Here is a 12354-nt window from a genome sequence, read left to right on the forward strand (position 1 = left end):
TCAGCGCCGATGGTAGTCGGGGGTTTCCCCCTGTGAGAGTAGGACGCCGCCAAGCAGGTAAAACCCAGCTCATTGAGCTGGGTTTTTTGTTTATTTAAGAGTGATAAAATCAAACAAATACAAACACCGACAGCTTATATAGCCCATATACTGATTTCAAGTTTCAAAAAGATCTAAATAGTGTATACAATATACGATTTAAGGGAAGGCTAATTGTACGGAGGTGGGAACGATTGGACGAAACACGTAAACCTAATCATACATGTGTGATTTGTGATCAAGAGAAGAATAGAGGCATTCATCTTTATACGAAATTCATATGCTTAGATTGTGAGAGAAAAGTAATTTCTACATCAACTTCCGATCCTGACTATGCCTTTTATGTAAAAAAACTAAAGAGCATTCATACACCGCCATTATATTCTTAAGACCTGAAAAGGTCTTTTTTTATACTCTTTCATAAAGATATTGGTAATAAAGAGAAGATGAAACTTGTTTAGGGATTGAACGTAGTAGATAATAATATTAAAACTGAGTATACACAGGAGTCGATGATCTCATGCAGAGATTTTTTCACTTTTTAATATGGAGTTTAACGAGCAGTGCGACTTTTGTTTTCATAGGAATATTGAGCTTTTTCGGTTTAAATCAGCCGCTTTTTTTATCTTTTGTTTATGGGTTCGCTTCAGGAGCAGTCGTATATACAGCTGGCATTTGGAATTCGAGACGGTTGTTTCTTAAAAAGCATGCGCTGACAGGAAGAGAATATGCCTATATTAAGAAAAATCTAGAGGAAGCAAGGCAGAAAATCATACGCCTTCGAAAAGCTTTATTTCAAGCAAAAAGCATTCAAATGTTTAAACAAAATGCAGAAATACTGAGGCTTGTCAGAAGGATTTATATCCTCACCAACAAAGAGCCGAAGCGGTTTTATCAGGCTGAGCGATTTTTTTACCAAACGCTCGATTCAGTTGTTGAACTGACAGAGAAGTATGCCTTTTTATCATCTCATCCGAAAAAAAGCAAAGAGCTGTCGATGTCACTGAGTGAGGCGCGTATCACACTTGCTGAATTGACAAAGCGTTTAGAGGAAGATTTAACTCAATTAATGGGTGATGATATTGACGAACTGCAATTTGAATTAGATGCGGCGAAACATTCATTAAAGAAATAATGGAAGAGGGTAAGAGCGATGAACAGAGATCAGAGCGACCTTCATATTGATGAGTTGTTGGCGGACCCTTTTGGAGAAATAGAGGCGGAGGCTGTAAAAGCAGAGAAGCAGCAAGTACGCCTTGTTGATGTTCTACCTGAGGAAAACAAAGAAAAAGCAATTCAGCTCGCTGAACAGATTGATCATAAAAATATGCAGAGCATTGTCTTATACGGTTCACAAGCTCAGTCGAAACTGCTGAATTTTTCTCACACTATGATTGATCATGTTCAAAAGAAGGATGTCGGGGAGATTGGCGAAATACTTGGAGAGCTGATGAAAAAGCTGGAGCAAGTAAATCCTGATGATCTTCAGTCTAGGAAAAAGGGTTTTTTGGCACGTGTGTTTGGAAGAGTATCGAATTCTCTTCAGGAGGTGCTTTCTAAATATCAAAAGACCAGCGTACAGATAGACAGAATCAGTTTGAAGCTGGAACACTCTAAAAATGCTTTAATCAGTGACAATAAGCTGTTAGAGCAGCTATACGAAAAAAATAAAGAGTATTTCACCGCGCTGAATGTTTATATTGCTGCAGGGGAACTGAAGCTGGAGAAATTAAAAACAAAAACAATCCCTGAACTGAAGCAACAGGCTGAATCAGAGGAGCACAATCAAATGGCTGTTCAAGAAGTAAACGATTTGGTTCAATTTGCTGACCGTTTAGATAAAAGGGTGCACGATTTGCTGCTGAGCAGGCAAATTACAATTCAAAGTGCTCCGCAAATCAGGCTAATTCAGAATACAAACCAAGCGTTAGCTGAAAAAATCCAGTCATCCATTGTGACAGCAATTCCGCTTTGGAAAAACCAAGTTGCGATTGCGCTGACGCTTTTAAGGCAGCGCAATGCAGTGGATGCCCAACAGAAAGTATCTGATACAACCAACGAGCTTTTACTGAAAAATGCGGAGCTTTTGAAGACCAATACAATTGAAACTGTGCGGGCGAATGAACGAGGCCTAGTTGATATCGATACTTTAAAAAAGGTGCAGGAAAGCTTAATCAGTACGCTTGAAGAAACGCTGACCATACAAGAAGAAGGACGAGACAAACGCCGTCAAGCAGAAGAAGAACTCATGGTGATGGAAGACGATCTGAAGCACAAGCTGCTTACGATGAAGGAAAGGTAGTTACCAGCAAGTCTTATCTTTAAGTTCTGTCAGAGGAACGATATAATAAAGTGTAAGAAAACATATTCAAAGGATTGTTTTAATGAACACACCTTTATATACAGCATTGATTCAGCACGCGAGAAGAAATTCTCATTCATTTCATGTTCCGGGACATCACAATGGAGATGTCTTTTTTGATGACGCTAAGTCGATATTCAATCCGCTGCTCACTATTGATGTAACTGAACTGACAGGGCTGGATGACCTCCATCATCCTTCTGGGGTGATTAAGGAAGCACAAGAGCTTGTCAGTCAATTATATGGATCGGCGGAAAGTTTTTTCTTGGTGAATGGAACAACTGTCGGAAACTTAGCGATGATTTTATCTGTTTGTGAACCGGGTGATATTATTCTGATTCAAAGAAACTGCCATAAATCTGTCTTTCATGCTGTTGATATGGCTGGTGCTGAATCGGTTTATCTCGCACCTGACATTGATGCAGCGATGCATGTGCCTACGCATGTTCCGCTAAATACAATTAAAGAAGCCTTGGCAGCGTATCCAGATGCGAAAGGCTTGGTGCTGACCAATCCGACATATTACGGGCATAGTGCTGATTTGACCGAAGTCATTTCAGAAGCTCATCATTACGGGATTCCTGTTTTAGTGGATGAAGCGCATGGCGCACATTTTGTTTTAGGGGAGCCTTTTCCGCCCTCAGCTTTAAAAATGGGGGCAGATATCGTTGTTCAGTCGGCTCATAAAACGCTGCCTGCCATGACGATGGGCTCTTATTTGCACTTTAACAGCAGCAGAGTTGACCGGAATCGGGTGGCAGAGTATTTAAATCGATTACAAAGCAGCAGTCCGTCTTATCCGATCATGGCTTCATTAGACATTGCCCGCGCTTATGTACAGCGTATGATAGAAGAACATAAGCTTTCTGACATTCTGCAACGCATACAATCACTTAAACAAACGTTTGATTCACTTAGAAATGCAGAAGCTGTCAAACCGGCAGATCCACGTACGATAACGGATCCGCTGAAACTCACAATTCGTTCAAAGCGGGGGCATTCTGGGTATACGCTGCAAAACATATTAGAGCGTGCTAACATATTCACTGAGCTTGCGGATGAAAATCAAGTCTTGCTCGTTCTTCCATTGGGAGGAAATCGCAGAATAAACGCTGAAATAATGAAAACCATTGATGCAGAGGTTGAAAACACGCCTCCAGATCAGAGGTTTGCCTCTGCAGAATGGGGATTGCAGCCTGTTACAGTCTTGCCTTATCAAAAAAAGGTCTTACAAACGTTTACGAAAGAATATGTGGACTTTAATGAAGCGGCAGGCCGGCTGAACGCTGAGGATATCGTACCTTATCCTCCAGGTATACCGATGATCATGGCGGGAGAAAGAATAACGAAAGAAAGTGTGCAAAAGCTCAGCCGCTTGATCAGCATGAAAACGCATGTTCAAGGGAATACGAAAATCAAAGAGAAACAACTACTTGTTTATATAGAAGAGGAGAAATCATGAGCGGTTTATTTATTACATTCGAAGGTCCTGAAGGTGCGGGGAAAACGACTGTTCTGCAGGAAATCAAAAACATACTGACAGCAGAAGGCCTTCAAGTTACAGCAACTCGAGAGCCGGGTGGCATAGATATTGCAGAACAAATTCGAGAGGTTATTCTGAATGAGAACAACACATTAATGGACCCAAAAACAGAAGCTCTCTTATATGCGGCTGCAAGACGCCAGCATTTAGTTGAAAAAGTAAAACCAGCATTAGAACAAGGGCAGGTTGTTCTTTGTGACAGATTCATAGACAGTTCGCTCGCGTACCAAGGATACGCAAGAGGACTTGGGATTGATGAGGTCCTGTCAATTAATGAGTTTGCCATCGGCGATATGATGCCCCATGTAACGGTTTATTTTTCAATTGATCCGGAAGAAGGACTGAAGCGCATTCATGCAAACGGCTTGCGGGAGAAAAACAGGCTTGATTTAGAAAAATTAAGCTTCCATACAAAGGTACAGGAAGGTTATCAAGAGCTGATGAAGCGATTCTCGGAAAGATTTTACTCAGTTGATGCCAGCCAATCCAAAGACCTCGTTGTTCAGGACGTCATGAAGGTAATCAATGAAGCGTTGAAAAAAATTCAATTGTGACCTGTTTCCCGATAGTTGATATAATAATGTAAACGAGATCATTGTTGTTTCCAATCTAAAGGAGGCCTTCACAGATGAAATTGATAGTGGCAGTTGTACAAGATCAGGACAGCAACCGGCTGTTGAAAACCTTAACGGATCACAACTTTAGAGTTACAAAGCTTGCAACGACGGGAGGATTTCTTAAATCAGGCAATACAACGTTTATGATTGGTGTCGAGGATATACGCGTCGATAAAGCATTGAGTCTCATTAAGGAAAACGGACAGAAACGTGATCAGATGATTGCCCCTGTATCTCCGATGGGCGGGAATGCTGATTCATATGTCCCTTATCCAGTCGAAGTTGAAGTTGGCGGAGCGACAGTATTTGTCCTTCCAGTCGATGAATTTTATCAATTTTAAGGATTTGAAACTGTGAAAATTAATAAAGATATACGTACATTTATAGATAATAAGCAGCTTCCTTCTGTGAAAACATCTGAGATCACAGCGTCGTTTAAAACATCAATGGAAAATCAAAGCAGCAAATTGAAATTTGATCAGCTCACCAGGCTGTTATCGGATATAGAGGCGTTTGGAAAAAGGCTGACAAAATCCCGGAATTTTAAAGACTTAGCGAGATTCAAAGGACTTGTGAAACGTTTTGTCAAAGAAGCCGTAGACAGCGGTCTTTCACATGAAACGTCGCAAAGTTTTGACCTGTACGGAAACAGCAGAACGCTGGGACTTGTAAAAGAAATAGATGACAAATTGATACAGCTTACGGAAGAGATGATGGATCAGGAAAAACCGGCAATTGATTTGCTGGAGCGTATTGGCGAAATAAAAGGTTTATTGATTAACCTTTACACATAGAGAGTGATACAATGGCAATATCTTGGAACGAAATGAACGAGCTTCAGCCCAGAGTGATGAAGCTTTTATATAATAGTATTGAGAAGGACAGACTATCACACGCTTATTTGTTTGAGGGAAAAAAAGGAACAGGAAAGCTTGATGCCGCGCTGCTTCTTGCGAAAAGCTTTTTTTGCCTGGAGGACGGCGCGGAGCCTTGTGAGAGCTGCCGAAATTGTAAACGGATAGAGTCAGGGAACCACCCTGATCTCCATCTTGTTCAGCCTGATGGTTTATCGATCAAAAAGGCACAAATTCAAGCGTTGCAAGAAGAGTTTTCTAAGACAGGGCTTGAATCGCATAAAAAGCTTTATATTATTTCGCACGCAGATCAAATGACAGCGAATGCGGCGAACAGTCTGCTGAAATTTTTAGAAGAACCGAATAAAGATACAATGGCCATCCTCATCACTGAGCAGCCCCAAAGGTTATTGGATACCATCATCTCAAGATGCCAAACCCTTCCTTTTCAGCCTTTGCAGCCCAAAGCAATTGAAGATAGACTAATCGAACAGGAAGTCTCGCCTCATATGGCAAGGCTTCTCGCCAACATGACCAACAATGTAGCAGAAGCAGTCGAATTAAGTCGAAATGATGAGTTTGCAGAGTCTAGAGCGAAAGTGATAAAATTGTATGAAGTCCTACACCAGCGGAAAGGACATGCCTTTTTCTTTATTCAAGATCAATGGATGCCCTTTTTCAAAGAAAAAACCCATCAAGAAATGGGTCTTGATATGCTCTTATTGATATATCGCGATGTGTTGTCCATCCAAATAGGAAATGAAGATAAATTGATTTATCAAGACTTATTCCAATCAATAAAACAGCATGCGCTACAATCAACACAACAAAGCGTTACGAATCAGATTCTTGCTGTTTTAGAAGCAAAGAAACGGCTTCATTCCAATGTGAATGTACAAGGATTAATGGAGCACTTGGTGTTAATGTTGCAGGAGGGATAAGCTTGTACAATGTAATTGGAGTCCGCTTTAAGAAAGCGGGTAAAATATATTATTTTGATCCGAATGGATTTCATATAGAACATGACAGCTGCGTAATTGTAGAAACTGTCAGAGGCGTTGAGTACGGCCAGGTCGTGATTGCAAATAAACAGGTGGATGAGCATGATGTCGTGCTGCCCCTTCGAAAAGTGATACGTGTGGCTGACGAGCGCGACCTTCTCATCGTAGAAGAAAATAAACAGGAAGCTTTATCAGCATTTGACATCTGCCAAAAGAAAGTGGTTGAACATGGCTTGGATATGAAGCTGGTTGATGTTGAATTCACGTTTGATCGCAATAAAGTCATTTTTTACTTCACTGCTGACGGCCGAGTAGATTTTAGAGAGCTTGTAAAAGATTTGGCTTCTATCTTTAAAACAAGAATTGAGCTGCGCCAAATCGGAGTAAGGGATGAGGCGAAAATGCTTGGAGGAATCGGTCCTTGCGGAAGAATGCTTTGCTGTTCAACGTTCCTTGGAGATTTTGAACCTGTTTCCATTAAAATGGCCAAGGATCAGAACTTATCTTTAAATCCTACGAAGATTTCAGGTCTTTGCGGACGCTTGATGTGCTGTCTAAAATACGAGAATGATGAATATGAGACGGCAAAAGAGCAGCTTCCTGATATAGGAGAAATGATTACGACAGCAAACGGCCCTGCGAAGGTCGTCGGACTTAATATTCTGGAACGGGTGCTTCAGGTGGAACTGATAAACCGTGAAAAAGTGATAGAATATACTTGGGAAGAGCTCTTGGAAGAGGGCGTCGTATCCGCACAAACCACAGATTAACGAGGTGTGGAACCTTGGATAAAAAAGAGTTATTTGATACCGTCATTAACTTAGAAGAACAAATTGGCTCACTGTACCGACAGCTGGGGGATTTAAAGCAGCATATTGGTGAGATGATTGAAGAGAATCATCATTTGCAGCTTGAAAATAAGCATTTGCGCAAACGGCTGGACGATACGACGCAGCAGATTGAAAAGTTCAAAGCTGATAAAAAAGAATCAAAAACACAGAAGACAGAGCAATCTGATATAGGCGAAGGGTATGATAATCTGGCACGTCTATATCAAGAAGGATTTCATATCTGCAATGTCCACTATGGAAGTGTTCGAAAAGAAGATTGTCTGTTCTGTCTGTCATTCTTAAATAAAAAATAAGGAAAAGGCTTCCGCATAAGACGGGAGCCTTTTTCAAAGGTACTGAAAGGATAAGAAGATGGTTTCATTACGTGATGATGAAAGATTAGATTATTTGCTGGCAGAGGACATGAAAATCATACAAAGTCCAACAGTTTTTGCCTTTTCATTGGACGCTGTGCTTCTCTCCAAATTCGCATACGTTCCGATTCAGAAAGGAAAAATCGTTGATTTATGCACGGGGAATGGCATTGTGCCACTTCTGCTCAGCACAAGATCAAAAGCAGACATTATTGGAGTTGAAATTCAAGAAAGACTTCATGATATGGCTGTTCGCAGTGTCGAATACAATAAGCTTCAGGAACAAATTCAGATGATACATGATGATCTGAAAAACATGCCGGAGAAGCTGGGACATAATCGATATGATGTTGTCACCTGCAATCCGCCGTATTTTAAAACACCGAAACAAACTGAACAAAACATGAATGAGCATCTCCGGATCGCAAGGCATGAAATCCACTGCACACTGGAGGATGTTATTTCAGTCAGCAGCAAGTTGCTTAAGCAAGGAGGAAAGGCAGCCCTTGTTCATCGGCCGGGCAGGCTTTTAGAGATTTTTGAGCTGATGAAGGCTTACCAAATCGAGCCGAAGCGTGTGCAATTTGTCTACCCGAAACAAGGGAAAGAAGCAAATACCATTTTGGTTGAAGGAACCAAAGGCGGACGTCCGGATTTAAAAATTCTTCCCCCTTTGTTCGTTTATGACGAACAAAATGAATATACAAAAGAAATCAGGACCATTTTATATGGAGACAAATAACCATTTTTTCTACGTCGTGAAATGTAGAGATAATAGCTGGTATGCCGGGTATACCAACAATCTGCAGAAACGGGTAAACACACATAATGATGGAAAGGGCGCAAAGTATACAAAAGTAAGACGTCCGGTTGAATTGATTTTTGCCGAAGCCTTCACAACGAAGCGGGAAGCCATGCAGGCGGAATATTATTTCAAAAAACTGACTCGAAAGAAAAAAGAGCTTTATATAGAAGAAAAGCGGAACAGCAAGGAGGCTGTATATGTTAAGGCGCCAAATGAGCTTTAATGGAAAGTCAGACATGGGAATTCTTTATTTGGTCCCAACACCAATCGGAAATTTAGAGGATATGACATTCCGGGCGATCGACACGCTAAAATCAGTGGATGCGATTGCTGCGGAAGATACGAGACAAACGAAAAAGCTTTGCCATGTATACGAAATTGAAACACAGCTTGTCAGTTATCATGAACATAATAAAGAAAGCAGCGGCCACAAAATCATTGAATGGCTGAAATCCGGAAAAAACATTGCCCTTGTCAGTGACGCTGGACTGCCGACGATTTCTGATCCGGGAGCGGAAATCGTGAAGGATTTTAGCGAGATAGGCGGTTATGTTGTTCCGCTGCCGGGAGCGAATGCTGCATTAACGGCTCTAATCGCTTCAGGTATTGTACCGCAGCCTTTCTTCTTTTACGGTTTTCTGAACAGGCAGAAAAAAGAAAAGAAGAAGGAGCTTGAAAGACTTAAAAAACGGCAGGAAACGATTATCTTTTATGAAGCGCCCCACAGACTTAAGGAAACCTTGTCGGCGATGGCCGAGATTTTGGGAGATCGGGAAATTGCTGTTACGCGTGAGCTTACTAAGAAATATGAAGAGTTTATCAGAGGCACGATATCTGAGGTCATCGAATGGGCAAACGAGGATCAGATACGCGGTGAGTTTTGTCTTGTAGTAGAAGGCAATAAAAATGAAGAATCAGATGAGGAAGCACAATGGTGGGAAACCCTCACGCCTAAAGAACATGTCGAGCATTACATTGCGCAAGGTGCTACTTCTAAAGAAGCCATTAAAAAATCTGCAGTCGATCGCAATATTCCAAAGCGTGAAGTGTACGATGCTTACCATATTCAGCAATAAAAAAAACGTTCTTGTGTCATAACAAGAACGTTTTTTGTAAAAAGAATTATTTTTGGTTTTGAAGCTGCTTTTGGATTTCGCTGATGATTTGCTCAGCGCCTTCTTGGCTAAGAACCAATTTACCGCCAGCAAGTTTAAGGTTATCATCAGAAACTTCACCAGTTACTTGGCAAGTCATGTTTGGTTTATATTTTTTAAGGATGATTTTTTCATCATCAACATAAATTTCAAGAGCATCTTTTTCTGCGATTCCAAGAGTACGACGCAATTCGATAGGAATAACTACACGTCCTAATTCATCAACTTTACGCACAATACCAGTAGATTTCATAAACTTTCTCCTCCCAAGAGATGATTATTTGTTTAAATTATATTTTTCTTCGTCATTATTCGACAAAATACTTACCTTCATAGCATAACAAGGTTTCCAATAATCGTCAATCATTTTGTTTACTATTGATTGTAAGAATTAGTTCTTATAGTCAGTAATGTATCAGAAACTACTGAAATAACAGCTTTTTATAAATTTATAATAAAGCTATTATCCTACTAAAAATCCTTTTAAATCAAGACTTTTGAACCAAGGTTTTTTGTTTCATTTGATTATATACGACAAAATTCGACATGAACAGACTTTTTTTATTTTCATTAGAGATTTTTAATTTTAATTATTCTTTTTCAAGGCATACGTATATATTCTTGATCTTAAAGGCTAAGATGGTATCATAGATAAAGGATAAATATAAATAATAATCATTTTTGATTTGCACTTATCGCCGCTCTCGTCCTTTGGGCGGGAGCTTTTTGACATTCTGATTGGGAGGTTTCAAGATGCCGCAAGAAAACAATACATTTTATATTACAACACCGATTTATTATCCGAGCGGAAAATTACATATCGGCCATGCATATACGACAGTCGCAGGAGATGCAATGGCACGTTACAAAAGATTAAAAGGGTTCGATGTTCGCTATTTAACGGGAACGGACGAGCATGGACAAAAGATCCAGCAAAAAGCTGAGCAGGAAAACATTACACCTCAGGAGTATGTGGATCGCGCAGCGGCAGATATTCAGAAACTATGGAAACAGCTTGAAATCTCAAACGACGACTTTATCCGTACAACAGAAAAACGACATAAAGTTGTGATTGAAAAGGTATTTCAAAAGCTTCTTGATAACGGGGACATCTATCTTGATGAATATGAAGGCTGGTACAGTATCCCTGATGAAACATTCTACACGGAAACTCAGTTAGATGATATCGAGCGGAATGAAAAGGGAGAGGTCATCGGCGGAAAAAGTCCTGACAGCGGACACCCAGTTGAATTAATCAAAGAGGAATCTTATTTCTTCCGTATGGGGAAATATGCGGATCGTCTTCTGAAATATTATGAAGAAAACCCGACATTCATCCAGCCGGAATCACGCAAAAACGAAATGATTAACAACTTTATCAAGCCTGGACTTGAGGATTTAGCTGTATCACGTACCACTTTTGATTGGGGTGTGAAGGTGCCGGAAAATCCAAAACACGTTGTATATGTTTGGATCGACGCGCTATTTAACTATTTAACTGCACTCGGCTATGATACAGAAAATGATGAGCTTTATCAAAAATATTGGCCTGCCGATGTTCATTTAGTCGGTAAAGAGATTGTGCGATTCCACACCATTTATTGGCCAATTATGCTGATGGCACTCGATCTGCCGCTGCCGAAGCAAGTATTTGCGCATGGCTGGCTTTTGATGAAAGATGGAAAAATGTCGAAATCAAAAGGGAACGTTGTAGATCCGGTTACATTAATTGAACGCTATGGTTTAGATGAGCTTCGTTATTACCTGCTTCGCGAAGTACCGTTCGGTTCTGACGGTGTCTTTACACCGGAAGGCTTTGTTGAGCGGATTAACTATGATTTGGCGAATGATTTAGGAAATCTATTGAATCGTACAGTTGCGATGATCAATAAGTATTTCGAAGGACAAATCGGTTCTTACAAAGGTGCTGTAACGGAATTTGACAAAACGCTTGCTTCAGTCGCTAATGAAACAGTGAAGTCTTACGAGAAAGCAATGGAAAACATGGAGTTCTCAGTAGCTCTTTCAACATTATGGCAGCTAATCAGCCGTACTAACAAATATATTGATGAGACAGCTCCATGGGTGCTTGCGAAGGATCCGGAAAAAGAAGAAGAACTGAAGTCGGTCATGTACCATCTGGCTGAGTCATTGCGTATTTCAGCAGTGCTGCTTCAGCCGTTCCTAACAAAAACACCGGAAAAAATGTTTGAGCAGCTAGGCATTACTGATAAAACTTTGAAATCTTGGGACAGCATTACAGCTTTCGGCCGACTGCAAGATGCAGAAGTACAAAAAGGTGAGCCGTTGTTCCCTCGTTTAGAGGCAGAAGAAGAAATTGCTTACATCAAAGGCAAGATGCAGGGCTCCGTGCCAGCTAAAGAAGAAACAAAAGAAGAGGAGCCGCAAGAGGTTGATCGCTTACCCGAAATTACGATTGATCAATTCATGGATGTAGAACTTCGTGTGGCAGAGGTCATTAAGGCTGAGCCGGTAAAAAAAGCAGACCGTTTATTGAAGCTGCAGCTGGATCTTGGTTTTGAAAAACGCCAAGTTGTATCCGGTATTGCGAAGCATTATACGCCTGAAGAGCTTGTTGGGAAAAAACTCGTATGTGTAACAAATCTAAAGCCGGTTAAGCTGAGAGGAGAGCTTTCTGAAGGTATGATCCTTGCGGGGGAAGCAGACGGCGTATTAAAAGTCGTATCTATCGATCAGTCGTTACCGAAAGGCACAAGAATTAAATAATGACAAACAAAAGGTGTTTCACGTGTA

At 40.7% G+C, this 12354-nt stretch carries 15 protein-coding genes; 14 read left to right on the forward strand and 1 reads right to left on the reverse strand.

Features of this window, described 5'->3' with window-relative positions:
* The first annotated feature begins 233 nt into the window (after window positions 1-233).
* The 13 genes from csfB (at window position 234) to rsmI (ending at window position 9501) form a co-directional block, all read left to right on the forward strand.
* A complete protein-coding gene (gene csfB / locus V6D41_RS20415) occupies window positions 234-428 on the forward strand; it encodes an anti-sigma-G factor (RefSeq protein WP_148964443.1) in 195 nt (64 codons plus the stop codon).
* A 131-nt stretch (window positions 429-559) separates the two neighbouring features.
* Window positions 560-1174: a 5-bromo-4-chloroindolyl phosphate hydrolysis family protein gene (locus tag V6D41_RS20420; protein WP_148964444.1), complete on the forward strand. Its 615-nt coding sequence runs from the start codon at window positions 560-562 to the stop codon at window positions 1172-1174.
* An 18-nt stretch (window positions 1175-1192) separates the two neighbouring features.
* A complete protein-coding gene (locus V6D41_RS20425) occupies window positions 1193-2341 on the forward strand; it encodes a toxic anion resistance protein (protein ID WP_148964445.1) in 1149 nt (382 codons plus the stop codon).
* 82 nt (window positions 2342-2423) lie between these two features.
* On the forward strand, window positions 2424-3863 hold the full coding sequence (locus V6D41_RS20430) for an aminotransferase class I/II-fold pyridoxal phosphate-dependent enzyme (protein WP_333519466.1): 1440 nt from the start codon (window positions 2424-2426) through the stop codon (window positions 3861-3863).
* Window positions 3860-4498 (forward strand): dTMP kinase, encoded by a 639-nt coding sequence (gene tmk / locus V6D41_RS20435; RefSeq protein ID WP_148964447.1) that lies wholly within the window; start codon window positions 3860-3862, stop codon window positions 4496-4498. Before V6D41_RS20430 ends, tmk begins: the two co-directional genes overlap by 4 nt.
* Window positions 4499-4572: 74 nt before the next feature.
* Window positions 4573-4902, forward strand: coding sequence for a cyclic di-AMP receptor DarA (darA, locus tag V6D41_RS20440; RefSeq protein ID WP_148964448.1), 330 nt, complete (start codon window positions 4573-4575; stop codon window positions 4900-4902).
* A 12-nt stretch (window positions 4903-4914) separates the two neighbouring features.
* Window positions 4915-5355, forward strand: coding sequence for a YaaR family protein (locus V6D41_RS20445; protein ID WP_087993952.1), 441 nt, complete (start codon window positions 4915-4917; stop codon window positions 5353-5355).
* Window positions 5356-5366: 11 nt separating this feature from the next.
* Entirely contained in the window at window positions 5367-6356 is a 990-nt protein-coding gene (gene holB / locus V6D41_RS20450; RefSeq protein WP_087993953.1) for a DNA polymerase III subunit delta', read from the forward strand.
* A gap of 2 nt (window positions 6357-6358) precedes the next feature.
* Complete coding sequence (gene ricT / locus V6D41_RS20455; protein ID WP_060397760.1) at window positions 6359-7186, forward strand: competence/sporulation regulator complex protein RicT; 828 nt, start codon at window positions 6359-6361, stop codon at window positions 7184-7186.
* Window positions 7187-7200: 14 nt separating this feature from the next.
* Window positions 7201-7560, forward strand: coding sequence for a replication initiation-control protein YabA (yabA, locus tag V6D41_RS20460; RefSeq protein WP_087993954.1), 360 nt, complete (start codon window positions 7201-7203; stop codon window positions 7558-7560).
* A 58-nt stretch (window positions 7561-7618) separates the two neighbouring features.
* A complete protein-coding gene (locus tag V6D41_RS20465) occupies window positions 7619-8362 on the forward strand; it encodes a tRNA1(Val) (adenine(37)-N6)-methyltransferase (RefSeq protein ID WP_087993955.1) in 744 nt (247 codons plus the stop codon).
* Window positions 8349-8648, forward strand: coding sequence for a GIY-YIG nuclease family protein (locus tag V6D41_RS20470; protein ID WP_148964450.1), 300 nt, complete (start codon window positions 8349-8351; stop codon window positions 8646-8648). Before V6D41_RS20465 ends, V6D41_RS20470 begins: the two co-directional genes overlap by 14 nt.
* Window positions 8623-9501 carry a 16S rRNA (cytidine(1402)-2'-O)-methyltransferase gene (gene rsmI / locus V6D41_RS20475; RefSeq protein WP_333519467.1) on the forward strand — a complete coding sequence of 293 codons (879 nt, stop codon included), beginning with the start codon at window positions 8623-8625 and terminating at the stop codon, window positions 9499-9501. Before V6D41_RS20470 ends, rsmI begins: the two co-directional genes overlap by 26 nt.
* A gap of 46 nt (window positions 9502-9547) precedes the next feature.
* On the opposite strand, the gene abrB is transcribed toward rsmI, so the two are convergent.
* Window positions 9548-9832 (reverse strand): transition state genes transcriptional regulator AbrB, encoded by a 285-nt coding sequence (abrB, locus tag V6D41_RS20480; RefSeq protein ID WP_087993958.1) that lies wholly within the window; start codon window positions 9830-9832, stop codon window positions 9548-9550.
* A gap of 500 nt (window positions 9833-10332) precedes the next feature.
* On the opposite strand from abrB, the gene metG reads away from it, so the two are divergent.
* The gene (gene metG / locus V6D41_RS20485; RefSeq protein WP_333519468.1) at window positions 10333-12327 is read left to right on the forward strand and encodes a methionine--tRNA ligase; all 1995 of its coding nucleotides are present in this window, start codon (window positions 10333-10335) and stop codon (window positions 12325-12327) included.
* Window positions 12328-12354 lie beyond the last annotated feature (27 nt).

This window comes from Bacillus sp. 0102A (assembly GCF_036765155.1).
GTDB classification, from domain to species: Bacteria; Bacillota; Bacilli; order Bacillales; family Bacillaceae; genus Bacillus; species Bacillus subtilis_G.